General features: G+C 37.3%; 34 protein-coding genes and 1 tRNA gene. 21 read left to right on the forward strand and 14 right to left on the reverse strand.

Annotated elements, in window-relative coordinates; all coding sequences use genetic code 11:
- Positions 1 to 24: 24 nt before the first annotated feature.
- The gene (locus QW284_02695; protein MEM0338574.1) at positions 25 to 210 is read right to left on the reverse strand and encodes a chromatin protein Cren7; all 186 of its coding nucleotides are present in this window, start codon (positions 208 to 210) and stop codon (positions 25 to 27) included.
- A 372-nt stretch (positions 211 to 582) separates the two neighbouring features.
- Between QW284_02695 and QW284_02700 the strand changes: the two genes are divergently transcribed.
- The gene (locus QW284_02700; protein ID MEM0338575.1) at positions 583 to 1,083 is read left to right on the forward strand and encodes a hypothetical protein; all 501 of its coding nucleotides are present in this window, start codon (positions 583 to 585) and stop codon (positions 1,081 to 1,083) included.
- A 247-nt stretch (positions 1,084 to 1,330) separates the two neighbouring features.
- Here the strand turns inward: QW284_02700 and QW284_02705 are convergent.
- The 4 genes from QW284_02705 to QW284_02720 all read right to left on the reverse strand — a co-directional run bounded on the left by QW284_02705 (position 1,331) and on the right by QW284_02720 (position 2,789).
- Positions 1,331 to 1,407 (reverse strand) — tRNA-Val (locus QW284_02705).
- Positions 1,408 to 1,498: 91 nt separating this feature from the next.
- Positions 1,499 to 1,831 (reverse strand): transcription factor S, encoded by a 333-nt coding sequence (locus QW284_02710; GenBank protein ID MEM0338576.1) that lies wholly within the window; start codon positions 1,829 to 1,831, stop codon positions 1,499 to 1,501.
- 66 nt (positions 1,832 to 1,897) lie between these two features.
- Positions 1,898 to 2,470, reverse strand: coding sequence for a hypothetical protein (locus QW284_02715; GenBank protein ID MEM0338577.1), 573 nt, complete (start codon positions 2,468 to 2,470; stop codon positions 1,898 to 1,900).
- Positions 2,460 to 2,789, reverse strand: coding sequence for a hypothetical protein (locus QW284_02720; GenBank protein MEM0338578.1), 330 nt, complete (start codon positions 2,787 to 2,789; stop codon positions 2,460 to 2,462). The genes QW284_02715 and QW284_02720 overlap by 11 nt, the downstream gene beginning before the upstream one ends.
- A gap of 87 nt (positions 2,790 to 2,876) precedes the next feature.
- On the opposite strand from QW284_02720, the gene QW284_02725 reads away from it, so the two are divergent.
- Genes QW284_02725 through QW284_02800 form a run of 16 tightly spaced genes read left to right on the forward strand, consistent with a single transcriptional unit; the run spans position 2,877 to position 13,516 of the window.
- Positions 2,877 to 3,272, forward strand: coding sequence for a translation initiation factor IF-5A (locus tag QW284_02725; GenBank protein ID MEM0338579.1), 396 nt, complete (start codon positions 2,877 to 2,879; stop codon positions 3,270 to 3,272).
- 19 nt (positions 3,273 to 3,291) lie between these two features.
- Positions 3,292 to 4,647 carry a signal recognition particle protein Srp54 gene (locus QW284_02730; protein MEM0338580.1) on the forward strand — a complete coding sequence of 452 codons (1,356 nt, stop codon included), beginning with the start codon at positions 3,292 to 3,294 and terminating at the stop codon, positions 4,645 to 4,647.
- A 27-nt stretch (positions 4,648 to 4,674) separates the two neighbouring features.
- On the forward strand, positions 4,675 to 5,970 hold the full coding sequence (locus tag QW284_02735) for a tRNA pseudouridine(54/55) synthase Pus10 (GenBank protein MEM0338581.1): 1,296 nt from the start codon (positions 4,675 to 4,677) through the stop codon (positions 5,968 to 5,970).
- Between the two features lie 54 nt (positions 5,971 to 6,024).
- A complete protein-coding gene (locus QW284_02740) occupies positions 6,025 to 6,420 on the forward strand; it encodes a 50S ribosomal protein L21e (GenBank protein MEM0338582.1) in 396 nt (131 codons plus the stop codon).
- Between the two features lie 55 nt (positions 6,421 to 6,475).
- On the forward strand, positions 6,476 to 6,820 hold the full coding sequence (locus tag QW284_02745) for a hypothetical protein (GenBank protein MEM0338583.1): 345 nt from the start codon (positions 6,476 to 6,478) through the stop codon (positions 6,818 to 6,820).
- Between the two features lie 31 nt (positions 6,821 to 6,851).
- Positions 6,852 to 7,505, forward strand: coding sequence for a DUF655 domain-containing protein (locus QW284_02750; protein MEM0338584.1), 654 nt, complete (start codon positions 6,852 to 6,854; stop codon positions 7,503 to 7,505).
- Complete coding sequence (rsmA, locus tag QW284_02755; GenBank protein MEM0338585.1) at positions 7,499 to 8,353, forward strand: 16S rRNA (adenine(1518)-N(6)/adenine(1519)-N(6))-dimethyltransferase RsmA; 855 nt, start codon at positions 7,499 to 7,501, stop codon at positions 8,351 to 8,353. Before QW284_02750 ends, rsmA begins: the two co-directional genes overlap by 7 nt.
- The gene (locus tag QW284_02760) at positions 8,275 to 8,976 is read left to right on the forward strand and encodes a methyltransferase (protein MEM0338586.1); all 702 of its coding nucleotides are present in this window, start codon (positions 8,275 to 8,277) and stop codon (positions 8,974 to 8,976) included. Before rsmA ends, QW284_02760 begins: the two co-directional genes overlap by 79 nt.
- A complete protein-coding gene (locus QW284_02765) occupies positions 8,973 to 9,710 on the forward strand; it encodes a TrmH family RNA methyltransferase (GenBank protein ID MEM0338587.1) in 738 nt (245 codons plus the stop codon). The genes QW284_02760 and QW284_02765 overlap by 4 nt, the downstream gene beginning before the upstream one ends.
- Before the next feature lie 4 nt (positions 9,711 to 9,714).
- Complete coding sequence (locus tag QW284_02770; protein ID MEM0338588.1) at positions 9,715 to 10,221, forward strand: 50S ribosomal protein L16; 507 nt, start codon at positions 9,715 to 9,717, stop codon at positions 10,219 to 10,221.
- Between the two features lie 7 nt (positions 10,222 to 10,228).
- A complete protein-coding gene (locus QW284_02775; protein MEM0338589.1) occupies positions 10,229 to 11,218 on the forward strand; it encodes a 2-(3-amino-3-carboxypropyl)histidine synthase subunit 1/2 in 990 nt (329 codons plus the stop codon).
- Positions 11,212 to 11,844, forward strand: a complete 633-nt coding sequence (locus QW284_02780) for an METTL5 family protein (protein MEM0338590.1) — start codon at positions 11,212 to 11,214, stop codon at positions 11,842 to 11,844. Before QW284_02775 ends, QW284_02780 begins: the two co-directional genes overlap by 7 nt.
- 4 nt (positions 11,845 to 11,848) lie before the next feature.
- The gene (locus tag QW284_02785) at positions 11,849 to 12,412 is read left to right on the forward strand and encodes an exosome complex RNA-binding protein Csl4 (GenBank protein MEM0338591.1); all 564 of its coding nucleotides are present in this window, start codon (positions 11,849 to 11,851) and stop codon (positions 12,410 to 12,412) included.
- Positions 12,413 to 12,417: 5 nt separating this feature from the next.
- Entirely contained in the window at positions 12,418 to 13,032 is a 615-nt protein-coding gene (locus tag QW284_02790) for a DUF2067 family protein (GenBank protein ID MEM0338592.1), read from the forward strand.
- Positions 13,033 to 13,092: 60 nt separating this feature from the next.
- Complete coding sequence (locus tag QW284_02795; GenBank protein MEM0338593.1) at positions 13,093 to 13,401, forward strand: DNA-directed RNA polymerase subunit L; 309 nt, start codon at positions 13,093 to 13,095, stop codon at positions 13,399 to 13,401.
- Positions 13,379 to 13,516, forward strand: a complete 138-nt coding sequence (locus tag QW284_02800; protein MEM0338594.1) for a hypothetical protein — start codon at positions 13,379 to 13,381, stop codon at positions 13,514 to 13,516. The genes QW284_02795 and QW284_02800 overlap by 23 nt, the downstream gene beginning before the upstream one ends.
- Positions 13,517 to 13,766: 250 nt before the next feature.
- On the opposite strand, the gene gatB is transcribed toward QW284_02800, so the two are convergent.
- From gatB to gatC, 3 genes are read right to left on the reverse strand one after another with little or no spacing between them, the layout of a single operon-like run.
- On the reverse strand, positions 13,767 to 15,230 hold the full coding sequence (gene gatB, locus QW284_02805; GenBank protein ID MEM0338595.1) for an Asp-tRNA(Asn)/Glu-tRNA(Gln) amidotransferase subunit GatB: 1,464 nt from the start codon (positions 15,228 to 15,230) through the stop codon (positions 13,767 to 13,769).
- Between the two features lie 8 nt (positions 15,231 to 15,238).
- Positions 15,239 to 16,711, reverse strand: a complete 1,473-nt coding sequence (gene gatA / locus QW284_02810) for an Asp-tRNA(Asn)/Glu-tRNA(Gln) amidotransferase subunit GatA (GenBank protein ID MEM0338596.1) — start codon at positions 16,709 to 16,711, stop codon at positions 15,239 to 15,241.
- A gap of 2 nt (positions 16,712 to 16,713) precedes the next feature.
- Complete coding sequence (gene gatC, locus QW284_02815) at positions 16,714 to 17,013, reverse strand: Asp-tRNA(Asn)/Glu-tRNA(Gln) amidotransferase subunit GatC (protein ID MEM0338597.1); 300 nt, start codon at positions 17,011 to 17,013, stop codon at positions 16,714 to 16,716.
- Between the two features lie 234 nt (positions 17,014 to 17,247).
- Here gatC and QW284_02820 point away from each other — a divergent pair, with 234 nt between their 5' ends.
- Entirely contained in the window at positions 17,248 to 17,544 is a 297-nt protein-coding gene (locus tag QW284_02820) for a hypothetical protein (GenBank protein ID MEM0338598.1), read from the forward strand.
- An 85-nt stretch (positions 17,545 to 17,629) separates the two neighbouring features.
- Positions 17,630 to 18,619 (forward strand): alanine dehydrogenase, encoded by a 990-nt coding sequence (ala, locus tag QW284_02825; GenBank protein MEM0338599.1) that lies wholly within the window; start codon positions 17,630 to 17,632, stop codon positions 18,617 to 18,619.
- 54 nt (positions 18,620 to 18,673) lie between these two features.
- On the opposite strand, the gene QW284_02830 is transcribed toward ala, so the two are convergent.
- The 5 genes from QW284_02830 to QW284_02850 form a co-directional block, all read right to left on the reverse strand.
- Positions 18,674 to 19,396: a glycerophosphodiester phosphodiesterase gene (locus tag QW284_02830; GenBank protein ID MEM0338600.1), complete on the reverse strand. Its 723-nt coding sequence runs from the start codon at positions 19,394 to 19,396 to the stop codon at positions 18,674 to 18,676.
- Positions 19,397 to 19,401: 5 nt separating this feature from the next.
- Positions 19,402 to 20,229: a hypothetical protein gene (locus tag QW284_02835; GenBank protein ID MEM0338601.1), complete on the reverse strand. Its 828-nt coding sequence runs from the start codon at positions 20,227 to 20,229 to the stop codon at positions 19,402 to 19,404.
- A 113-nt stretch (positions 20,230 to 20,342) separates the two neighbouring features.
- A complete protein-coding gene (locus tag QW284_02840) occupies positions 20,343 to 20,576 on the reverse strand; it encodes an Lrp/AsnC ligand binding domain-containing protein (GenBank protein MEM0338602.1) in 234 nt (77 codons plus the stop codon).
- A 58-nt stretch (positions 20,577 to 20,634) separates the two neighbouring features.
- Positions 20,635 to 21,051 (reverse strand): secondary thiamine-phosphate synthase enzyme YjbQ, encoded by a 417-nt coding sequence (locus QW284_02845; GenBank protein ID MEM0338603.1) that lies wholly within the window; start codon positions 21,049 to 21,051, stop codon positions 20,635 to 20,637.
- A 69-nt stretch (positions 21,052 to 21,120) separates the two neighbouring features.
- On the reverse strand, positions 21,121 to 21,522 hold the full coding sequence (locus QW284_02850; protein MEM0338604.1) for a hypothetical protein: 402 nt from the start codon (positions 21,520 to 21,522) through the stop codon (positions 21,121 to 21,123).
- A 140-nt stretch (positions 21,523 to 21,662) separates the two neighbouring features.
- Here QW284_02850 and QW284_02855 point away from each other — a divergent pair, with 140 nt between their 5' ends.
- Both QW284_02855 and QW284_02860 read left to right on the forward strand, forming a co-directional pair.
- Positions 21,663 to 22,112, forward strand: coding sequence for a DUF61 family protein (locus QW284_02855; protein MEM0338605.1), 450 nt, complete (start codon positions 21,663 to 21,665; stop codon positions 22,110 to 22,112).
- Between the two features lie 57 nt (positions 22,113 to 22,169).
- Positions 22,170 to 22,499, forward strand: a complete 330-nt coding sequence (locus tag QW284_02860) for a hypothetical protein (protein ID MEM0338606.1) — start codon at positions 22,170 to 22,172, stop codon at positions 22,497 to 22,499.
- A 225-nt stretch (positions 22,500 to 22,724) separates the two neighbouring features.
- Here the strand turns inward: QW284_02860 and QW284_02865 are convergent, their stop codons facing one another.
- Positions 22,725 to 23,432 carry a diphthine--ammonia ligase gene (locus tag QW284_02865; protein ID MEM0338607.1) on the reverse strand — a complete coding sequence of 236 codons (708 nt, stop codon included), beginning with the start codon at positions 23,430 to 23,432 and terminating at the stop codon, positions 22,725 to 22,727.
- Positions 23,433 to 23,438 lie beyond the last annotated feature (6 nt).

Raw genomic sequence — 23,438 nt, forward strand, 5'->3', positions numbered from 1 at the left:
TACATAAGTGTGTTTGTTTTTGTTTTAGCTGCATTCTGGGTAGTCGTCTGGTACTTTTGCCCTGAAGTATTTTCCTGATGCTGGGTCTTGGAACAGCCCTATCTTAACTCCCTTCCTACCCTTTGGCGATAGGCTCCACACCTTCTTTGGAACAAGCTCCTTCTCCCCACCCTCAGGCAGCTTAACCCTAACAGGCTTTGTACAGGCCATTCAAACCACCAGAAAGAGATAGAGAAAACAAGCTTAAAAACATGGCGTAAAGGCATAAGCTAATAAGTTATGGCTGAAGACCACATATTAGTGTTTTATGGAATCTAGTCAAATGGTATAAAACATTAAATTGAGGTTAATAAACGCATTCTATAGTAATAAAAAGTTTTAGCTAGGGCTTGAATCAAATCAATATGTGGCATACTGATGGTAGAGATCATTATTAGGACGAATGTAGTAATGGCTAGTAACATTATGTCAGGTTTCTGTCATTTCTGTCAACTTATTTTCTATACTTGTCTCTACGGCTCAAGCTTATTTTTATTTTGAAATAAAGTAAAATTCATATGCTGTATATAGGTGATAAGATGAATGTATAAGGTAAAGAAGGCTATAACATTTTCAATTATAACTATTGCTGTTCTAGCAACGGTGTTTGTGCTATTATTGCTAAACACTGTTGTTGTCCAAAATCAGCAGAGTAGCTTTGGACTATGCGCAATGAAGGTAGACAATAAAGTATACTTGCTGTATTTAGGGGACAACCCATATCTGTGGGTAGAAGGATACAAGAACAAAGACAGCATAGACTTTATGAGGGTGGGGGCAGCCGGAATAATCTTCCTGAATAAGGATGGATGGGGAGAGAAAATAATGTTGACAATGGAAAATGTCAGTGTGAGGTTCTCAATCTACTTAATTGTAGAAATTGGAAGCAAGCTGTATATTGTGGAGCCCTACGTGGACATGCCATCACAAGACACTCTGGTTGTGTACAATCCATATCCAAAACTAGGAGCAAAAACAATAGCATTCATTGAAATGGATCCAATCACTGGTGTAAAGGAGGTGGAGCTCACATGCACAAGATAAAACATTTTTCAACTAGAATAAGGCTTAAAGAAATTATACACATCTCTAAATAAAATTAATAGCATTTCTTAGCTAAATAACGTAATAACATATTCCTAGTTTGTCAAGTCCATATAGCAAAGAAGTGTTGTAATGTTTTGCGTTGATATTGTTAGCATAGCAACACATCATATTTATGCATGCTATTAACATGAAGATGCCAAGTCCTAAGGTAATCGATTTAGTGGTTGTAAACAGAACTATGGGTTGGTGGGCCCGCGGGGATTTGAACCCCGGACCTCCGCCTTGTAAGGGCGGCGTCCTGCCAGACTAGACGACGGGCCCTTTTCACTCGTGTTTCCCTTTATAGCTACTGTCTTGAGGTTGGGTTATTAGCTTTTTAGTTGGTTTGCTTGGATGGGATAAATTAATAATTTCAGTACTCTCTCCATGTGTGACCGCATTTTGCGCATTTATAGAATGTTGTTGGGGGCTCGTCTGCGGCTCTTGTTTGCATTTGCCATGCATATACTTCTTCGCTTCCACATTTCGGGCATCGTACATGGCCTTTCACCAATGTTGCCGTTGGTGGTGCTGAAACAGTTGACGAATCGACTACTGTTAGTCTTTCTTTTTCGTTATGCGATATCGATTTTGTCATGATTACTTTGTTACTAAGGTTTCTGGTTTCATAACCGCATTTTGGGCATCTGTAGACTTTTTTCGTTTTATCGAATATAAGCAATGTTCCGCATTTTGGGCAAAACATTTTGGTTTCACTACTACTTTGTTTGGAGATTATATTCACCTTATTTTGTAGCTAAAAAGCTTAAATCTAATAAAAGAACTTTTCATTTCGTATGTGGATTCCTAAATCAAAGACGTTTTTAACTATTGGTATAAGCATTTTTCCTTTCTTTTGAAGGGATTCAATTTCTTTTAGATCAAGTGAGGCAATGCCTATACCTATAGCGGTATAATCCTCCCTATCTATGACTGCAACTGGTCTACCCTTTAAAACTGGTGGCAAACCTTCTTCGAAGGATGCTAAAAGCAGATCATTTCCATAAAGAAATGCTTTAATACCTTGGGGCTTTGCTATAATACCACAGCCCATCTTCTTTGTAAACACTTTTATGAAGTTGTATAAATGTGGTGATGGAATGAATCTACCTCCCCATATCCACCCAGCCAATATGCCTGCGCCAACAACATTAATACTGCTTATAGATTTAAATACGGCATCATTGAATCTTGCGGGGTATAGCATGACTTTTGTCCAGCCCTTTAATGATGAGAAAAGAGCTATATGAAAACCATTTTTAATACTACTCATAGCATATTCGTCAAAACATGTTTTTATGAACTCCATCAATTCACTGAATATAGCTGCTTTTTCAAAAGCCATACATTCTTTCAGCCAATTTTACTATGTATAGGAAATCCATAACAACATTCTTACTAATTTTCCTTTTATCTATCTTTGCGTCCCATATGCTATCCCACACATCAAGAACTTTACTACTGCCATTCAAATAGTCACATATAAGCTCTACAGCCTCATCCAATGTCTCTATATCCCACTTTTCAACATCTTTGAATCTGCTATCTATTTTTGTTGAAACCTCTTTAATAAATTCTACATAGAGATTGTATAGAGCGTCTGCATCAACATCATCTCTATTTGAAAGCATTTCAAGGCTCTGCCTAATCTCTTCTAAACCCATTTTGAAGCCACTGTCAGTTTCACAAAATCTTATTAGCTAAGCGAATAGTTTATATCTCTACACAAAAATAAGCTATTCGGTGATTTCATGAGTGTAGACTATGCAGAGCTTGGAGATCTGAAAGAGGGAAGCTATGTTGTTATAGATGGAGAGCCGTGTAGGGTAGTTGAGGTATCGAGAGCCAAAACAGGGAAGCATGGCAGTGCAAAGGTTCATGTAGTTGCAATAAGCTTGTTTTCCGGTTCTAGAAAAACACTTGTGGGTCCAGCTGATCAAAGAGTAGAAGTTCCAATAATAGATAAAAGAGTAGGGCAGGTTGTAGCAGTATTGGGAGACAAAATACAGCTTATGGATACCGAAACTTTTGAAACATTTGAGGTTGATGCACCATCAGATGAAGGTGTTAGGGCTAAGATAGCTCCAGGAGTTGAAGTCGAGTACTGGAGCGCTATGGGTAGAAGATTCATAGTTAGAGTTAGGTAAGCATTGATAGGATTGCGAAATGAGCACAGTCTTAGATTCACTAAAAAAACTTGTAGCAGATTTTTTGCGTGGCAAAGACCCTTATGAGGTAGCCGTTGAAAACTTTATTAAGGAGCTTCAAAAAACGCTCTTAAAAGCTGATGTAAATGTAAAGCTTGTTCTCCAACTTACAAACTCAATTAGAGAGAGGGCACTCAAAGAGAAGCCACCCCCACTTGTTTCAAGAAATGAATGGTTCATAAAAATAGTGTACGATGAGCTATCAAATCTTTTTGGCGGCGATATAAAGCCCCAGATATTTCCACAGAAAACACCGTATATAATAATGCTTGTGGGGGTTCAAGGATCAGGTAAAACGACTACGGCAGCGAAGATAGCCTATTTCTATAAGCGGTATGGATACAAACCATGTCTCATATGCGCTGATACATATAGACCAGCAGCCTATGACCAGCTTAACCAGCTTAGCAAGCAAATTGATGTACATTTCTGTGGAGATCAAAAATTAAACAATGCTGTGGAGATTGCTAAGAAATGTGTTGATTGGTGCATAAAGCAAGGCTCTAATATAGTAATAATAGATACTGCTGGTAGACATGGATATGGAGAAGAAGAATCGTTGCTGGAAGAGATGCAAGAAATAGCTAAGGCCATTAACCCTGATGAGATAATGATGATCCTCGATGCATCTATGGGGCAAAAAGCATATGAGTTGGCACTTAGATTTCACTCAGCAACACCAATAGGCTCCATAGCTATTACAAAACTTGATGGAACTGCGAAAGGTGGGGGCGCACTCTCAGCTGTTGCAGCAACTAAAGCAACTATAAAGTTTATCGGTACTGGCGAAAAGATACCAGAGATAGAGGTTTTCGAGCCTAGAAGATTTGTTGGGAGATTGTTGGGTCTGGGAGACATATCCTCGTTGATAGAGAAACTTAAATCGATTGAACATAGCGAGGAAATCGAAAAGAGATTTGCAAAGGCGTTGTCTACAGGCAAGATTACGCTTGCTGATGTGTACCTCCAGCTACAGACAATGAGAAAGCTTGGCCCCTTAGCTAAAATTATTCAACTAATACCAGGTTTATCAATGTTGCCAATAGATGATAAACAAATGAAACTTACTGAGGAGAAGATAAAAAAGTGGCTAGCTATAATGGATTCTATGACTCTTGAAGAGCTCAGAAATCCTAGCGCCATTGACAAGAATAGAATGCTAAAAATTGCTATAGGATCTGGAACAACAGTTGAAGACGTTAAAGAGCTTCTCAAATACTATGAGCTCATAAATACTATGATAAAGAATGTCAAGAGGAGGAAAACATTATTAAGGAAATTTGGGATGGATTTAACAAAAATTGATAAAGAGTAGCAAAAATAGTATTCATTGGAGAAGGAAATGGAGAACATAATAGACACCACTATAAAACTTCTGGAAAAGTATCCTCTATGTGATAGATGCTTAGGTAGGTTATTTGCTCACTTAGGAAAAGGTCTTGGAAATGATGAACGTGGAAAGGCTCTGAAAATAGCATCTTTGCTTGAACTACACAAAAGAATCTTAAATGGCGACAATGAGCTAATTAATACAGCAAAAAAAGTTGTGTTAAATAGCAAGCTTGGGTCCAAAGAGTTTTTCAAACTTTTTGGTGTTGAGCCTCACACAAATTCACCAAAATGCTACATATGTGAAGATAGACTTGATAACATTATCAATAGTTTTGCAGAGGTTATTGCGAAGACCATAAATGAAAAGAATATAGAGAGCTTTATTATAGGGGTAAAGGTTCCAGAAGATTTAATTAGAAAAGAAAACGCCTTAGTAAGAGAGTATCAGTTAGCATACTGGGAGAGCATAAAAAGAGAGATTAAAAGGGAGGTAGGAAAAAGGGTTCAGATGATCACAAAGGCTAAGGTTGATTTTGAAGATCCTCAGCTAACATTTATAATAGATGTGAATAATAATACTGTGAGGGAAGAGACAAGATCTTTTCTTGTTTATGGTAAATACAGAAAATTGGGTAGATTGATATCGCAGAATATATGGGTGGGAAAAGATGGGAAAAGAAGATATTCTTTATCGATAGAAGATGTTGCAAGATATTCACTTGATTACGTTAAAGCCTCTAGCGTTGTTTTGCATATTGGGGGTAGAGAAGATGTTGATGTTAGAATAATTGGGGATGGAAGACCAGTGGTTCTAGAGTACAAATCTCCAAGTAGAAAAGATATTGATTTGATTCATCTAAATAGAGTGCTTAACTCCTACACCCCGTGGATCCAATTCGACATCAAGATGAAGGTTAGGAAAGCATTTGTCTCACGTCTAAAAAGTTTTGCTGGGCAAGCATATAAAATTTATAGAGCTCTGATATTCTCTGAGCAGGAGATCTCCATAGAAAAGCTTCAATCACTGGAAAAATTCTTTGAAAACAAGCTGATCTTGCAGAGAACCCCAACACGCGTTCTTAGAAGGAAACGTGACAGACTTCGTAAAAAGATGGTGCATCAAGTAAAAACAATTTTTATTTCATCACACGTCTTCCTAGCGCTTATAAAATGTGATGGAGGTTTATACGTGAAAGAGTTGATAACAGGTGATAATGGTAGGACATCGCCAAGCTTCTCAGAATTTCTAGGAGCATCACTACAATGTTTAATGCTAGACGTGATACACGTTCATGAATACATATAAGGGTATTCAAGAGGTTTTTATGTAGTTAACGATTTTTTGTAGGTTGTTTGAATTATGGTTAAAGCACCCCAAGGGCTAAGACACAGAACAAGAAAACTAATGAGGAAGAGTATTAGGGAGCGGGGAGCTGTCCCTCCGCTTAGTAAGGTGCTAATCGAGTATAGGATAGGTGATAAAGTTTACATAGATGTTAACCCAGCAATACATAAAGGGATGCCCCATAGAAGATATATTGGAAAGGTTGGTAAAGTAGTTGGGTTTAGAGGTAGAGCGCTTATAGTAGAGGTGGAGGTTGGTTCAAAAGTTAAAAAACTTTTCTTGCTTCCGGAACACGTAAAGCCAGCATTTGATGTTAAGGAAAGAATAAATGAATTGCTACAGAAACTAGCTGAAATATCAAAAGCTAGGAAAGAGCAAAGAGCAATAGTATTAAAACTTCTAAAGAAGTAGCCTTCTGATGCAAATTTGTTATCAAGCTCTATGATATTTTTGGAGGTGTATAAACATGTCGTATGAGATTATAGAGTATCATGATATCCCCAATTCGATAGCTAAAAGAATTCTCGAAAAATATATTGCAAATTTGAGGGGAGAAGCATCAGAAATTGTGAAAGTAACACTTGAGTATTTGAATAAAGTTGAGAAATGTGATTATGAGAATATAGAGAATCTGTATAATGAGTTGAAGAAATTTGGATTCAAAGAAGTAACACTTGCAATGATTCTAAATATTCTTCCGAGATCAGTCGATGAGCTTAGAACTCTTCTTGTCTTTGAAGAGAGGGTTCCAGATGAAGATGTACTAAAAAATGTTGTAGAGATTATTTCAAACACCTGTGGAGTGGAGTGAATAAAGATAGTTCATGGACAGGCTTTGGAATATGAGACCACGTTACAAGAGATTTCAGGTAGTGCCAGACGAGTTTGCCATTATTTTGGATTACATGCCCATGGGCAATCCATATGATAAACACACACATCATAGAACTATGCCTATAGCTCAAGGTATCGGTACAAAGTATTTCTCCCTTGTAGAGATTGTACCTGCAAGAGGCCAAGCTCTTATAATTGGTGATAGGGTTCCAATTTCTACATCACCTGACAGACCTGGTTTAAGGATTTTTGAAAGGCTTTTGTACGAGGATCTAAGCACAATAGCGAAGGAAAATTTAGGTAAGACTATTACAAAAATTGTTGAAGAGAAAGAGAAGGTTTTTGTGGAGTTCTTTAACGTTGCAGAACCAATAAACATAAGGTTGCATAGCCTAGAGCTTTTACCAGGTATAGGGAAGAAAACCTTGAGCATGATACTAGATGAGAGGAGAAAGAGTCCGTTTACCAGCTTCGAAGACGTTAGAAAGAGAGTGAAGATCTCGGATCCCATAAAACTTTTTGTTGACAGAATCATTACTGAGCTGCAGAGGGTAGAAAGGTACTACCTGTTCGTTGAACCATATCCACCATCACCTGAATACAAATTTCTTAACTATTTAGAGCTACTATATAGAAGAATTGGATATAATGAACCATGGTAAAAGAGCTCATCAATATTTCATCCAAGCAAGAATTCAAGAACAGGCTAAGGAAAATATTGGCAGAAAATGCCATAGTCATAAGGAAGAAATTGAGCCAAACCTTTTTAGTTGACCCTGGCGAACTAAGCTTCATCGTTAAAATCGTTAAAAACGAATCTGTAAATAAGCCATGTATAATGGAGATAGGCTCTGGTATAGGAAATTTAACAGTTTTTCTTGCTCAAGAGAACATAGACAAAACTATAATATCGATTGAATATGACCAGCGGTTTGCCAAGATCTTGAAAGAGTTGCAAGAGAATTTCCATAATATTGACATCGTCATAGGGGATGCAAGACAAATTGTTACAAGTATAAGGCGTTGCAATGTTGTGGTAGGTAATCTGCCTTACCATATAACCTCTCAGCTACTATTATCCATTGCAAAGGGCATTTTCGATACTGCAGTTGTAACTGTGCAGAAAGAGGTAGCCGAAAGAATAGCTTCTAGTCCTGGTAGCAAAAGCTATGGAAAACTAACAGCTTTTTTGCAACACATGTTCTGGGTTAGCTACATAAAAACCGTTCCACTAAATAAGTTTTATCCTAAGCCAGAAGTACATTCAGCTATTTTGCTTCTCAAGCGTAAGCATAGCTATGATAATTTTTCAAAAATTTTTGAAAATATGGTTAAATGCTTATTTTCTTATAGAAGAAAGGTTATTGCCAAAGCATTAGCTAAATGCATAGATATGGAGATAAATGAAAAAGTTGAGGGGCTCAAAGAGATATGGAGGAAAAGAGTATATCAACTATCGGTAGAGGAGCTGGAGAAGATAGTACATATTTTTGCAGAGCTAAAGAAATAGAAACAATAAGTATTGATAATATTATGATAGAACTCAACGAAGAGGTGTACAAACCCTCTGACGATACATATATTGTTGTTGATGCATTTAATGAGGTGCTTCACAGATCAAAGAGATTAATCAATTTGCTTATAGAGGTAGGGTCTGGATCGGGCTACATAACCATATCAATACTCAAGACGATGTTGCTAAGAAGCATGCCTCATGCAATACTTATAGACATTTCACCATGTGCTGTGACCAGCTCTTGGAATTCTATTAAACTCAATGATCTAGATATGTATTCTGATGTTATACAATGCGATGGTTTATCATGTATCCGTAGCTTTGTAGCAGATATAATTGTTTTTAATCCACCTTATCTTCCAGTAGAAGATAGTGGTTCATGGCTTGCAAGATCGTGGAGTGGTGGAATTGATGGCCTATCTGTATGGTTAAAGTTCTTTGAGGAGTCCCTGGATAGGTGCAAACACTCTATATGTACTATAATATTTACATTATCAACACTACAGAACATAGAAAAAGCTTTAGGCTCATTGGGGAAAAACTGCATCGCCGTAGATTTTTATAAATGTAAAAGCTTCTTTTTTGAGACAATATGTGTAGTTGGTTGCAACAGGTGATTGCATTGCTAAAAGTTGTTGTTGTTGGGGTTGAAGGTGAGGCTAATCTAGGATTTATCATAAGGCTTTGCAGGAATTTTGATGTTGATGAACTGGCATTAGTCTCTCCAATAGCCAATGTATGGTCTGATGAGGTTAAAAGATTTGCAGCAAATGGTATCGACTTTCTACATAGTGGCAAAGTGAAGATATATCAAAATCTCGAAGATAGTTTAAAAGATGTTGGTGTAGCCGCGTGCACATCATCAGTTGTAGACACTAGAGGTGGCGATGTACTTAGAAAAGCAATTGAACTAGAAGACTTTGTCAAAATAGCATCGTCCTATTCAAGTATTGCAGTGGTCTTCGGAAGGGAGAGTGTTGGTTTGACGCGAGAGGAGATATCAAAATGCCATATTCTTGTTCATATTGCGTCAAACCCTGAGTATCCTGTGCTAAATCTTAGCCATGCAGTAGCAATTATTCTATATGAGCTTTATAAAGCATTGAAAAAGCCCTCTCTTATAGAGAAAATTGATAGAGCAGATGAAGAGAGCCTGAAGATAGCAGAGAAGTATATAGATCTACTAGCAAAATCTGTTGCAAGTGATGAGAGACAATATGAAATGTTTTCTCTAACGCTCAAAAGATTAATTAGAAAAACTTCACTATCAAAAGCTGAAATAGGTTTTTTAGTAACATTTATAAGGAGGTTGGCAAACAAAGTACAGAGACAAGAACATTTAGAGGTTTAAGGAAATGCCTCAGAAGCCAGCTAGATGCTATACCAACCAGAAAAAGCCTCCATATACCAGAAAAGAGTATATTCATGGGATTCCACCTCCGAAAATAACAAAGTTTGTAATGGGAAACGCAAAACTCAACGCTGAGGTAATAGCTGTTCTCAAAACCATGGAAAGAGGTGTTGTAAGACATAATGCATTAGAGGCAGCAAGAGTCATTGCACACAAATTCCTTAGTAGCGAAATTGGGGAACAAAACTTTGTCTTAATAATAAGGAAGTATCCTCATCAAGTGCTAAGAGAGCATAAGATGATGGCATTCGCTGGTGCGGACAGACTTCAAGAGGGTATGAGGAGAGCATTTGGAAAACCAGTTGGTGTCGGAGCTGTGGTAGAACCTTTGGATGAGATAATAGAGATTAGGGGTCTGGCACAACATGCAGAACTATTAAAGGAAGCACTTAGAAGAGCCTCATCAAAGCTTCCCATTAGGTGCACTATAGAGATAAAGCGGTTGAAGTAGCAAAGCCATGAGTTTTTGTAATGACTATGACTTTGAAATAGAGGACATAATCAAATTTATTGAGGATAATAAAGCTAAGAAAATTCTTTTGCAGATGCCAGAAGGGCTACAGGTATGCTCATCACTTATTGTAGATTCTTTGAAAACTAAGCTTGGTAGTTCAGTAGAGATATATCTCTCGCTGAACCCATCATATGGTTCCTGTCTTGTTGATGAATATAGCGCTTCTGAACTCGGAGTTGATGCAATAATTCATATTGGACACGTTGAATACCCTTTATACAAGCCTAGAAAGCCTACCCTATTTATACGAGGTGGTTACAAGAAAATTAATAAAGAAAAAGTTAGAGAAATGTTAATGAACATCTGTTGCAAATATTCGCAACCCATCTGTATTTTAACAACGGCTCAACATGTTAAAGAATTAAACGATATTGTAAGTAGCGTAGACACCTGCAATTTGTTGTTTAAAGGAGTTATACTAGGTTGTATGCCTATAGAAACAAACGAATGTAGCGTTGATATTATTGTAGCTGGCGGCAAATTTCATTGTATTACTCAAGCACTCAATAATTATTCGAAATATGGGCACTCAAAAACTGTTTGCATAGATCCTTATACTAATGCTTTTTGGAAGCCAGAAAAAGAAGTCGAAAAAATTTTGCGTATTAGACTATGGAAAGTCAGGGAGGCATTTGAAGCGCGGAAGTGGCTCATAATCGATGGTTTTTATGGGCAACATAGGCAACATATAATTGATCTACTAGTAGATGAAATAAAGAGGCGTGGCGCAGACTATCTAGTTGTTAAGGCATTGAAAATAGATAGGAGTCTTTTGGATAACATATATGCAAACGAAAGCTTTGATGCTGTTATAGTTGTTGCATGTCCGCACATAGCATTTGACTTAATGGATTATAGCAAACCTGTGTTAACCGTAGGAGAGGCGCTAATGGCTCTACACAAGGATATTACCAGGTACAGATATCCATGGTAGTAAGAAACAAGAAAGAGTTAGAGATGCTACTGAGTCAAACTCCTCCCTTTCCAAAGCCAAAGCAATTCCTAGAGCAGTATCTATGCGATAGTAGAGTTGCTAGTGAAATGCTTTGGGACGCCTATGTGTCTGACGACATAAGGGATAAGATTGTTGCCGATCTAGGTTGTGGAACTGGGATGCTTGCATACGGAGCTCTCGTTCTAGGCTCTAGAGAGGTGATATGCGTGGATATCGATTGTGAGGCCATCTCAATCGCAAAAAACTTTTTGTATAGTAAAAACCTTTTTAATGTTAATTTCATATGCGCTGATGTAGCCTTTCTGGGTCTGAGAGCCATAGATACAGTAGTTATGAACCCTCCTTTTGGTGTTCATAGGCGAAAATCAGATATGAAGTTTTTAGAAAGTGCATTGAAATTAAGGCCTAAGGCCATATACACAATACATAAATACTCTCAAAAGCTACCTAATATTATAAAAAATAAGTTAAGAATGTGTGAAGATGTTTTCAAGGTGTCACCACTGTTTTTAGACAATATAATGATTCACGCCTCCTATAATCATCATAGAAAACGTGTACATAGGTTTCGCATCATTGTACTAAAGATTAAAAAAGAGGTGTAAACAAATGGCTAACAAAATTGTAGTGCCAGGAGAATTCTTGTGTACAGAAGAGGAGTTCATAGCATATATTGGTACCTATGCAGAAAATGGTGTAGTAAGAGCGATCATTACAGGTCATCCAGTATTCGACTTAATCAATAGAAGGGTATACATAAAACCTGTAAAGGATGTTAAAATGCCGAAAAGCGGAGATGTGGTAATAGGTCTTGTGGAGCAGATGAGAGACGAAATTGCTATGATAAGGCTTATAGGATATGACATAAATAAACCGTTTAAACATGAGTTTAGAAGCGTATTACACATTTCACAAGCATCAAGCTCTAGAATTCAGAGTCTATATGATGTTGTTAGAATTGGTGATATAGTAAGGGTGAGGATACTTAATAGCTATATACCATACGTTGTAACAGCCAAAGATGCTAAACTAGGTGTTATAGCTGCATATTGCTCTAGATGTGGAGCCCCATTAGTAAAAGAGAAAGATAGGGATATACTAAGATGCAGTTTCTGTGGAAATGTTGAGACAAGGAAAATAGCGCCAGACTATATGTTTGTCAATAAAAGGTGATAGTTATGAGCGGAGTATTCATAGAGAGAACATTTTCATATTCTTGCCCATCAAGAAGCTTGTGCTTGGAGATTCTAGAAAAAATAGATGAAGAACTATCTCTAGAAGCAGAATTATTTGCAGAGCTGAAGCATGATAAAATTGTTTTTAGGGTAGTAGGTCTTGAACCATCTGTGGAATCAGCCATAAAAAGAATTAGAGAGTACATATCACAGTTCATAATGATAAAATCAGTTAATCCAAAAAATGGAATATCGGCTGAACAACTAGCGAAGCTAGTGCATAGAACAATACCGCTAGATGTTTTGGCAGAGGTTCTACGAAGACAAGGAATACAAAATGTTATCTTAAAAGGCTCCATAATCTATGCAGACACAGATTTAGAAACTATTGAGATGTATGCACAGCACATAGCAAAAGCTTTTGATAAGGTTTCTAACGCTAAATACTCATATAATTTAAAAAAATTAATTGTAGCAGCAATTGCACTATATAATGTCGGCACATCCGAGGTGCTGGATCTATTGAGCGAAACAAACGCCGTCGATGAGAAGCTAGAGCTAAAAGTCCCATGGCAAGAAGCATTAAAATACATTGAAGAAAAGCTAATGTCGACTTAAAAAATATAAGCTTCAATTATGCTATAAAACTATATTTAAGCCAGTTGCATGGTGACCCAATTGCCTATACGTTTAGAGCTAAGAAAACTTACTGATAGAGAACTGAGAGTAATCATCTATGATGAAGATAAGCATTCCTTGCCAAACCTATTATCGAAACTTGCCTTGAGAAAACCTGGAGTGGTTTACGCTGCCTACATACTCGAGCATCCAATAACATCCTACCCCGAGGTTGTTATACTGACAGATGGGAGCAGGAAACCCCTAGAGGTATTTGAAGAGGTTGTCCAGGACGCTCAGAAACTCGTTGAGGATTTTTCTCTAAAACTTGAAGAGGCTTTGAAAAATGCAACTAAAGAAAGAAAGTAGAATTTTTGTAGTAGACACCCTAGACGATGAAATCGTAGGATTTGTGCTAAGAGGTTTGATAGGCATAGAAGATGCTGTCATATTCAAGGATTGTGATGCACTAGAAAATTTTTAAAGAGTAAGCGAGGTCTTGCAGGAGAGATAAACTACATAATTGATTTGACAGGCAAATGCCACTATAAGTCGATTTCGATTGAAAAAATCATAAAAATCAACGATATTGAAAATATTCAGTTACAAGATATTGTAAACAATGTCATTGATGTTATAAAACTTATAAAGGTAAAGCTTTTAGTAATGAAAACAGTTCGTAACTTGGGAGATGATTAAGGTTTTAAGATCTGACAACTGATGAAAAACCCACGCTATGATCCAGTGCTTCTCATCTTATCAAGCATACTTAATATAATCTCTCTTACGAGTTGGGGATCAGCTCTCCCACTAGTCTTCTTCATAACAAGGCCAATGAGATAATTTACAGCCTTTGGATTCTCTAAAGCATCTTGAACAGCCTTTGGGCTTTCTCTAAAAACCTCTTCAACAACCTTCTCTAGATACTCCTTATCAACCAGTCTTGTATAGCCAGAGGATTTAACATAGTCTTCGACATCGATGCCACCTTTTATTATCTGTGGCAACAATTCTTTGACCATTTTAACTGAAAGTACCCCTTCATCCCACAACCTCAAAAGTTTGACTATCTGCAACAGGTCTAGCCTCAAGTTTTTATAATCAATATTGAATTCATTTATCCATCTGAGAAAATCTGTTATGAGTAAATCAGCCAACTTTTTGTATTTGTCGTAGTGCTTGGCGCACATTTCGAATAAGTCGGCAAGCCATTTGTTTAGAACCAGGACAGTTGCTCTATATTCATCTAGGCTATACTGCTTCATAAATCTATCTATTCTTTCATCTGGCAACTCTGGAAGAGACTTTACTACCTGTTCTATGAATTCCTTACTTATCCTTAGAGGAGGCAGATCAGGATCTGGGAAATATCTATAGTCCTCCTCAAACTCTTTAGATCTTAAAGATATAGTCACCCCTTTATTAGAATCCCAATGCCTAGTCTCTCTTTCTATCTTCCCCCCTCCTGCAATGATTCTTCTCTGCCTAACAATTTCATAGGTTAAAGCCTTTTCAACATCCCTTATAGACCCAATATTCTTTATCTCAACTCTTCCAAACCCCTCAAAAGAAATATTTGCATCAACTCTAAATGCTCCTTCAAGCCCTGGATCTGTAACCCCTAGGTATTCTAATATTGCTATGAGCTTTTCTAGGAATATTCTAGCCTCTTTGGGGCTCCCAAGATCTGGCTCTGTAACAATTTCCAAAAGCGTTACACCAGATCTATTATAATCTATGAGACTATATGGACTTGTCTCAATACTTCCTATATATACAACTCTCCCCGGATCCTCCTCAATATTGATTCTTCTAATTCTCACAATTTTTGGCTTTCCATCCACTGTTATCTTTACATAGCCATTTTTAGCAATTGGGGCGAAGCCCGGCCCTATATACTGGGAGATCTGATAGTTCTTAGGGAGATCTGGGTAGAAATAGTGCTTCCTCACAAACATTAGTCTATCGCTTATTTCGCAGTTCAGCGCTTTGGCAACAGCAATAGCATATTCAACAGCTTTTCTGTTTACTGTAGGCAGGGTTCCAGGAAGCCCTAGGCAGATAGGGCATACGTGTGTATTCGGTTTCTTCTCTCTATAATCAGCCGAGGTCGCGCAAAACAGCTTTGTCTTTAACTTTGTTAATTGTACATGGATTTCGAGACCTATAATTGTTTTTAGAGTCTGGTCATTGTTCATAATATCACCTAAAGCTGTGCCAAAATGTCTCTAAAGCCAGTTCTATCCTCTAGTTGTTTAGCTATGTACAATAGCAATGGTTCAGAAAACTGTTTCGCCATTGCCTGAAGCCCTATTGGAAGACCATTGTAGAAGTCCACCGGAATGCTAATCGCAGGTATGCCAACAAGATTCGCTGCCACGGTATTTACATCTGCTAGGTAGATTCTCAATGGATCCTCAAAAAATTCGCCTAGTCTAGGTGGTAAAATCGGCATTGTAGGGCTTACAACAATGTCGTAGCCCTTGAATATTTGGTCGAATCTCTCCTTAAGGACTCTCCTCAATTTGAGAGCTCTAATATAGTACATGTCTCGGTAACCAGCACTAAGTATATATGCTCCAATCGCAATTCTTTTTCTAACTTCGTAACCAAAACCCTTTGTCCTAACCTCTGTAAAAGCTTCGTCCCAGCTCCTATTGGTAAAATCTATCTTCATACCATATCTAACTCCATCAAATCTTGCAAGATTCGAGCTGGCCTCAGCCATTGCAATAATGTAGTATGCAGCGATTATTTGTTTTGAGAATGGTAATGAAATTTCTTGGCATTCGTGGTACGAACATAGTAAATCCACGGCTTTAGCAGTCGCTTTTTTAACAGGTTCTTCAGATCCCTCGAAAAATTCCTTTATGACACCTATTCTAAGTTTAGGCTCTTTGTGATGAAGTTTATACAGCTCTTGAACATAATCAACGCTTTGTACAAAGGGCACAGAAGTTGAATCACGAGGATCGTGACCTGCTATAACACTTAGCAAAATCGCTAAATCGACTACGTTTCTGGCCATCGGACCTATCTGATCCATGCTACTGGCATAAGCTATTAATCCATATCTGCTAACCAGACCATATGTCGGCTTCAAACCATAAACTCCGCAAAAGGATGCAGGATTTCTTATAGAACCCCCAGTATCGGATCCTAATGCAAGAGGAGCTTCTCCAGATGCTAACGCGGTAGCACTACCCCCAGAGGATCCACCGGGAACTCTTGTCGTATCCCAAGGATTTTTAGTAGGATAAAAAGCACTTGTCTCTGTAGTAGAGCCCATGGCAAATTCATCCATGTTTGTCTTGCCTATTATTATACCACCTTCTCTCAATATCTTCTCAACAACCGTGGCATTATATGGAGGAACATAGTTTTCAAGCATCTTCGAGGCGCAAGTTGTTCTAATACCTTTGGTTGAGATGTTATCCTTAACAGCTATCGGTATTCCAAAAAGCTTTAGGTTGTCAATCCTATGCTTGTTTTCCTTGATCAAATTCTCTACATATCTATCTAAAGTCTCTTGTGGTATGATGGTAATAAAGGACCGGATTTTGTTTTCAACTCTTTTTATATTATCGTATAAAGAATCAAGATAGTCAAAAGTCTTTGAGGGATCTGTCTTAAACTCCTCAATCAGTTTGTGGATAGGCATCGACAGATATTTACTCATTTTTATGCACCAACAGTTTTAGGAGCTTTAACATAGTCGTTCTCTAGAATGGCATTATCCTTGAGTAGCTCATGATTCTCGTCAATGGCATCCAATACCTCATCTTCTCTCAGAGGCAGCTCTATCTCAACAACATGATATAGTGGCTCAACATTGTCAAGACCTTCAACCTTCATAACCTCATTGAATAATTCTATCACTTTTTTAATCTCTTCATAAACCCTCTTTTTCTCTTCCTCATTAAACTTAATAAGCGTTAATCGCTCCAAATACTCTAAAATATTGCTATCGCTTGAGCTCAACAAATATACACCCTTAGTCTAGGTTAGATATAACACTATTTTAGCCTAAAAATCTATTTAAGAACCTTAAAAATATGGTGTAAGTCTACGAAGCCTGAAGAAGTTATAGAGTCTCTGAATAACTTCTTAGAGAATGATACGATCGTATTTACTGCAGTTGAAGAAGCAAATACTCTAGGCTATAACATAATCCAATTTTTGATTAGTCTAGACATAGATGGTGTATCCAGTTATGTGGTATTTCAATATACTCCTTTAGCTGATGAGCTAATTCCAATAGCTCTCATAGTAGAGTTCAGCGATGCCCTTTCAAAAGAAATCAATTTTAACTCTATAGCAGGTCTTGTAATGGATTCTGGTGGATTTATGTTTGGCTCAGGAGAGGCGACAGGGATTCTATTTCCACTATCAAGTATAGATGACGTTAAAAAGGCTTTGAATAGTGTTCTGCCCACACTTATATCAAAGCTTTTTAACAAGGTTATTAGGGTTGTTATTAATGGGTACAAACTAGATTACATTCAGGTATAACTCTGCTTATGACCGCAGATTACTGTTTTTATAACTCATTAAAAAATTTAATCTTCTGCATAAACCAGGTTATAAGTGATATAAGATGGTTGACATATTATTTTTGAATGCTAACGAAATTGAGAAAATTATCGATATGAAGAGGGTTATAGAGTTAGTTGAGGTAGCGTTTAAGGAAAAGGGTTTGAAGAGAGTTCAGATGCCTCCCAAAACCTACCTGTTTTTCACAAAGTACGATGGAGATTTAAGAACGATGCCAGCTTATTTAGAGTCCCTAGATATAGCAGCCGTGAAGGTGGTTAATTCCCATCCGAAGAACCCTCAAAGATATGGACTGCCTACTGTAATGGCTGTGATAATATTGGTTGACCCATCTTCAGGGAAACCACTTTCTATAATGGATGGAACTGTTATAACTAGGTATAGGACAGGGGCAGCAGCTGCTGTAGCAACAAAGTATTTGTGGGGGGCGAAGGAGGCTCATGTAGGGCTTGTTGGAGCAGGTTCTGTGGCAGCATATTCTGTTGAGGCATTGAGACATGTGATTAAAATACGCTTTATAGCAATATATGATATTGATCATGAAAAGGCTACTAGGCTGGCGCAAAACATTCAGAATAGGTATGGTATAGAGTCAAGAGCAGTTGAATCTCCGTATGAAGTTGTAAAAGAAGCTGAAGTCATTGTAACTGCAACACCTTCTAGAAGCCCTATTATAAAGAACGAGTGGATAGGAGAGGACGTTCATATAAATGCTATGGGCGCTGACGCACCAGGCAAAGAAGAGTTAGACCCACTCATATTAAAGAGGGCTAAAATAGTCGTTGACGACTACGACCAAGCTATACACAGTGGAGAAATCAACGTACCTATATCATCAGGTCTTCTAAAACCAAGCGATATATATGCTGAACTCGGTGAAATAGTTGCTGGATTAAAGAAGGGCAGGGAATCAGATAAGGAGATAACAGTGTTCACTTCAACTGGGCTAGCCGTGCAAGACGCTATAACAGCTTGGTATATATACAATGAGGCCATCAGAAAAGGTGTTGGAACAAGCCTAAAACTTTTGTGAATGTATCAGATAAAGGAATTCCAATCATATATTTTCATGAGGGGTGGAGTATCATCATCTACCGAAAAACTTTTGAAGCGTTGTCTGTTTTGATATGAAGGTCTTTATTTGTGGATCATCAGTTGCAATACCATCCACACCATATCCAATCATCTTTAATGCTATAGCAACATCATTAATAGTCCATGTATATACCCTTAATTTTTTTGAGCGAATTTCCTTAACCACCCTTGGGGAAAGAGTATTAAACCTTGGTAGTATAGCAAATGCCTTGATTTTCAAGGCAAATTCTATTGGCATTAAATGAGAATACGTTAATAGGCCGACTTCAAGCTTTTCATCTAGGTTCTTTAGTTTTGCTAAAACACCATAATTAAATGATATTAGTAGGCAGTTTTCATAAACGTTGTACTGTTTTATTAAAGATGCGACAACAGTTTCTATCCCTTCATCCTTTAGCTCAATGAACATTGGGATCTTATTGCTAAACTCTTGTAAAACCTCCTCAAAGGTGGGTATGGTTTCCTCTCCAAAAATCTTGATGTTTTTCAGCTCATCTATTCGTAGCTCAGAAATCTTCTTAGGCATGCCAGCAACTCTCTTCAAATCCTCGTCATGTATAACCACAGGTACTCCATCAAGAGTTCTGCGAAGATCAAATTCAATAGCATCTGCATTCATCTCCATGGCTTTTCTAAAAGATTTTATTGTATTCTCTGGCGTGTGTGCAGAGGCCCCTCTATGAGCAATGATTAAAAATCTTTCCCTCCAGCTCATGTTCTTTACCCCTTTGTAATACTCCTTGAGACTATTTCCTGGTAGAGGTAATATAGTTCTGATTTTGATGGATCTGCGTTTGCCAAAATCAAATCGTTATACATTTTTCTGGCTAGGGTTTCAACATCTATTCCAGGCTCAATACATATCTGAGCATCTTTATGATGACGCATAATTGTTATAAGAGTTAATGAAAATGCTGCTAGGTCGTCACTATTTATCTTCGATCCTTCAATTTTTCTCTTCATCAAATCTATGAGCTGTGTAAAATACGGATCTTCTCCAAGTTCTTTCACAGTCTCTAAATCTTTTAAAATAATTTTTGTGACGACTCCGGCGAAGGCGTTTAGTGGTGGAAGCATATCATCACTATTTATACATGGAATCTTAACCCGCTTTTGCTCAACAGTTGTTTGATGCGAGGCAACGGAGATTAATGAAAGAACCTCTTTAAGTATATTCATCAATTTAATAATATCGGCAACTTTCTGATATTCTATTAAGCATCTTCTTGAAATAGACTGCACATCAAAACCAAATTTGGATGGTGCTAATCCCACAAGTCTCTCTAGAAAAGCTATCTCACTTTTTTCGGCTTTAAGTAGAAACTGTGCCAGCCTTCTTTGTAATGAGATTGCATCACTATAGCTAATACCATGTATTCTAGCAATATTGATACTATGCAAAGCTATGGCTATCGCTAGAGCTGCATATGGTTTGGTAAGGAAATCGACCTTGCTTATCATTTCACCGCTTAGAACTCCCTGAACCCTATAACACTTATGTAGCTTTAGTATTGTGTCAATAACATCATTGTATCTGGTTAGACTCATTATATATCACTGGGCTGTCAATAGACCAGCAAATACATTGTATCCAAAGAAGAGAGTAAAAAATTTATGGTAACGCTGGTGCTTGTAGTCGAGAACCATACTTAAAACTGTCACTACTTCTCAACAACAATAAGGGTTGTTGTTGCTTTGATATGGGGTAACCTTCTGATCCTCGATATAACTGCGTTTCTCAATTTATCAAAGTTTTCAGCTTCGACTATGGCCACCACATCGTATATCCCGTAAACTATGTGGACCTCCTTAACCTCTGGAATTTGTGATAAAAGTTTTACAACTTCTTCCTCCATGCCAACATCAGTATTGAGTAATACTATGGCTTTAGCCAATCTAATCCCCAAATATAGTTAGGGAGAAGCAGTATAAAAAGCTTAATCAATATAATGCTTAACCTCCAATAACAACAATTAGAATATTTCTAACAGATCTAGGTCCATCCATTTCAACTAAGAATATGTTTTGCCAAGTACCTCTAACAAGCTTGCCATTTATCACTGGAAAAACTTTTTCAGCTCCTATTATAGCTGAACCTATGTGTGCATGAGCATTGGTATCAATGATGTTATGCTTCCACTCTCTCTCAGGTTTTACAAGCTCTTTAATAAATGTTGTTATATCATCAATAAGACCATGTTCTTTCTCATTAGCAATTATAGCAGCTGTTGCGTGAGGTGCAAAGACAAGGCAAAGACCATTCTTGATACCGCTCTTTTTCACTACATTTTCAACATACTCTGTTATATCGATTAATTCGAATTGTTTCGTAGTCGAGATTCTTATAACCTCGTGAAAAACCTTGCACAATATGTTTACACCATAGATAAAGAATAAAACAACGTTAAAAACTGTTATGTTTAGTTGATTTTATGGCATTCAGAATGCTTCTGTTGGCTGTAGCTCTTGTTGTGGAAGAGGCTTCAACATCTTATATACAGCATCCTTAATTCCTGCTCTAATCAATAATCTTTCTAGTCTGTATAGCTGTTCATGGGCAACATCAATTGTTTTAGCCATTTGGGCTATTGGAATGCCATTGGCTCTCGCGTAGAGGAGGTATATTAGAGTTCTTATGCTATGTGGGTGTCTAAGCGATGATGCAATAGCTGAATCGAATATGAGCCAGTCCAGTAACTCTATGTGCATCTTTGCCCATTCTACAACTGCTGGAGGCAATTCAAATGAATGTTCAACTCTTTTTCTAAATACAACCCTATTATCAAGTATCATAAGTTTTCTTTTCTTTCTCCTTCTTTTCTCAATCATAATCTCTGACATAATTAGTCACCTTCAACTCTTACTCCAATAAAAATATGTAATTCTAGTTAATAAATTTTATTGTTTCTAGTTCTATAAACCAAATTTTAGAAACGCAAAACATTTTAGCTAACTTAAGATATATAGCAACAAGAGCAAACATGAATGAAGATAGTTCCAAAATCGATAAACTGCTAGAGCTTGAGCTCAGAGTTGCAAATAAACACCTGCCAATTCAGAGACTAACAATTGAAGAACTTATAAACATGTCGTACCCCTATGTAAGACTTCGTGACGGATCAATACACACATTTAAAAAATCTGAGCTCAAAAAGCTTAGATCTTATCTCAACGCTGAAGAAGCAAAAAAATTGCTTCTCCCCATAATAGTTATACTAAGACCAGATTTAGGTGAAGGAACTGCAGTCATAGAGGATCCAATTGCGGCAAGTATAGTAGCAAAAATTCTTGGCATCAGATATAGTGGAGGTGATAAACTTACTCTCTATAAGCCCCATATTGCTTTCCTCAGAAGATCCTACGACACTTTGTTTCAATTCGCACTTTCTATAGATTTTTCATCGGAGAGAGAAAGTCAAATCAGCCCTTAGAAATGGTCACTAATACTTTTATATATCATAACTGTGAATAAATTGCTGGAGATTTTCATGTCTAAAAATGTTCCAGAAGTTGAGGGTGCAGGATTCAGAACAGAGTTGGTAACTGATAACAGTGTATTCAATGTTTATTGCGATCCTGATGAAATTTTAGAGTGTAGTGATAATGTTTGTGCATTGGACATTTACAATACTTGCCTAGCCGATGTCACAAACGTTGGAATAGAACAGGTTCGTGTTGATGCAATAAAATTTGTCAAAGGAGGTAAAATAATAATATATGATGCTAACAACAAGAAGTACTGTCTATGTGTTCACAGATATGAAATTAGCGGAATAGAGTTGTGTAAAGAGGGCATGAACATGGATTCTGCTTCCTGAACATAACCTTCCTCAAGTTTCGTTGTATGGTATTCGAATCCCAATTGAGAATGCTATGAGGAATTGCCCTCCAGGATTCAAGATAACAGCTGAGATAAGGGTTTATATAAATAAAATGTTTTCCAGGTTCTCAATGTTAAGAGTTTCTATTAAACACTAGGAACCGCTATGCCTACAGAATTACAATGTGATGGAAGCTTCTCAAGAGAGCATCAGATTTCACGACTAAAATTGAGGGAGCTGGCATATAGAAACTTTTTTTGGATTAACATATCCCTCATATTCGCTTACCACTTCGATATCATATTCTATACAAATTTTATAGGCTCCAAATAGTGGTGTGTATATTACGAATGTTTCTGCTTCGCCACCTTCAAAAGATGGATTAAAACCATATTTTTTTGAAAGTGCTACAATCTTTAAGGCGAGTTCATAGTCTATGACACGGCCTAGAAAAACTCTCGGCAGTCCCCATGTATTTATAGATGTTATTATAAATTTGATATCACTTGAGATAATATCGAGTAGATGTTTATAGGGGTCTTTGCCCCAGAATGGGGTATACAATTTGACTCCCAGATCTTCGCAAATATCTGCAAAAAGCATTCGCTGTGCATCGCTTGCAATAATCCCGAGAACTATATAGTCAAAATCGATTTTTTTGGTTATGTCCTTTAAAGCCCTTCTAATCTCTGCTTGTTCTCTAAACCTATCACTACTGTTTATATCAATGATGATGTGCCTATCTTCCATATGTAATAGCCTGGCCTGAATCCATGTATAATCTACGAATGGACTATGGACATACCATGGATGTGTAGAAGAAGGTTTAAAGGTGATTAGCGCAGCTATTTCGAAACCCTGCAAAAGTGCTGTATGCAAGGCAAATACACTGTCCTTGCCGCCACTAAATATTACAATGGCTTTGGCTATAGTGTT

Source organism: Ignisphaera sp. (assembly GCA_038735125.1).
Lineage (GTDB): Archaea > Thermoproteota > Thermoprotei_A > Sulfolobales > Ignisphaeraceae > Ignisphaera.

Bases quoted from the DNA above. Each gene is read 5' to 3' on its own strand.
- QW284_02695 (MEM0338574.1), bottom strand. From the start codon at position 210: ATGGCCTGTACAAAGCCTGTTAGGGTTAAGCTGCCTGAGGGTGGGGAG.
- QW284_02700 (MEM0338575.1), top strand. From the start codon at position 583: ATGTATAAGGTAAAGAAGGCTATAACATTTTCAATTATAACTATTGCT.
- QW284_02710 (MEM0338576.1), bottom strand. From the start codon at position 1,831: ATGTTTTGCCCAAAATGCGGAACATTGCTTATATTCGATAAAACGAAA.
- QW284_02715 (MEM0338577.1), bottom strand. From the start codon at position 2,470: ATGGCTTTTGAAAAAGCAGCTATATTCAGTGAATTGATGGAGTTCATA.
- QW284_02720 (MEM0338578.1), bottom strand. From the start codon at position 2,789: ATGGGTTTAGAAGAGATTAGGCAGAGCCTTGAAATGCTTTCAAATAGA.
- QW284_02725 (MEM0338579.1), top strand. From the start codon at position 2,877: ATGAGTGTAGACTATGCAGAGCTTGGAGATCTGAAAGAGGGAAGCTAT.
- QW284_02730 (MEM0338580.1), top strand. From the start codon at position 3,292: ATGAGCACAGTCTTAGATTCACTAAAAAAACTTGTAGCAGATTTTTTG.
- QW284_02735 (MEM0338581.1), top strand. From the start codon at position 4,675: ATGGAGAACATAATAGACACCACTATAAAACTTCTGGAAAAGTATCCT.
- QW284_02740 (MEM0338582.1), top strand. From the start codon at position 6,025: ATGGTTAAAGCACCCCAAGGGCTAAGACACAGAACAAGAAAACTAATG.
- QW284_02745 (MEM0338583.1), top strand. From the start codon at position 6,476: ATGTCGTATGAGATTATAGAGTATCATGATATCCCCAATTCGATAGCT.
- QW284_02750 (MEM0338584.1), top strand. From the start codon at position 6,852: ATGAGACCACGTTACAAGAGATTTCAGGTAGTGCCAGACGAGTTTGCC.
- rsmA (MEM0338585.1), top strand. From the start codon at position 7,499: ATGGTAAAAGAGCTCATCAATATTTCATCCAAGCAAGAATTCAAGAAC.
- QW284_02760 (MEM0338586.1), top strand. From the start codon at position 8,275: ATGGAGGAAAAGAGTATATCAACTATCGGTAGAGGAGCTGGAGAAGAT.
- QW284_02770 (MEM0338588.1), top strand. From the start codon at position 9,715: ATGCCTCAGAAGCCAGCTAGATGCTATACCAACCAGAAAAAGCCTCCA.
- QW284_02775 (MEM0338589.1), top strand. From the start codon at position 10,229: ATGAGTTTTTGTAATGACTATGACTTTGAAATAGAGGACATAATCAAA.
- QW284_02780 (MEM0338590.1), top strand. From the start codon at position 11,212: ATGGTAGTAAGAAACAAGAAAGAGTTAGAGATGCTACTGAGTCAAACT.
- QW284_02785 (MEM0338591.1), top strand. From the start codon at position 11,849: ATGGCTAACAAAATTGTAGTGCCAGGAGAATTCTTGTGTACAGAAGAG.
- QW284_02790 (MEM0338592.1), top strand. From the start codon at position 12,418: ATGAGCGGAGTATTCATAGAGAGAACATTTTCATATTCTTGCCCATCA.
- QW284_02800 (MEM0338594.1), top strand. From the start codon at position 13,379: ATGCAACTAAAGAAAGAAAGTAGAATTTTTGTAGTAGACACCCTAGAC.
- gatB (MEM0338595.1), bottom strand. From the start codon at position 15,230: ATGAACAATGACCAGACTCTAAAAACAATTATAGGTCTCGAAATCCAT.
- gatA (MEM0338596.1), bottom strand. From the start codon at position 16,711: ATGAGTAAATATCTGTCGATGCCTATCCACAAACTGATTGAGGAGTTT.
- ala (MEM0338599.1), top strand. From the start codon at position 17,630: ATGGTTGACATATTATTTTTGAATGCTAACGAAATTGAGAAAATTATC.
- QW284_02830 (MEM0338600.1), bottom strand. From the start codon at position 19,396: ATGAGCTGGAGGGAAAGATTTTTAATCATTGCTCATAGAGGGGCCTCT.
- QW284_02835 (MEM0338601.1), bottom strand. From the start codon at position 20,229: ATGAGTCTAACCAGATACAATGATGTTATTGACACAATACTAAAGCTA.
- QW284_02850 (MEM0338604.1), bottom strand. From the start codon at position 21,522: ATGTCAGAGATTATGATTGAGAAAAGAAGGAGAAAGAAAAGAAAACTT.
- QW284_02855 (MEM0338605.1), top strand. From the start codon at position 21,663: ATGAATGAAGATAGTTCCAAAATCGATAAACTGCTAGAGCTTGAGCTC.
- QW284_02860 (MEM0338606.1), top strand. From the start codon at position 22,170: ATGTCTAAAAATGTTCCAGAAGTTGAGGGTGCAGGATTCAGAACAGAG.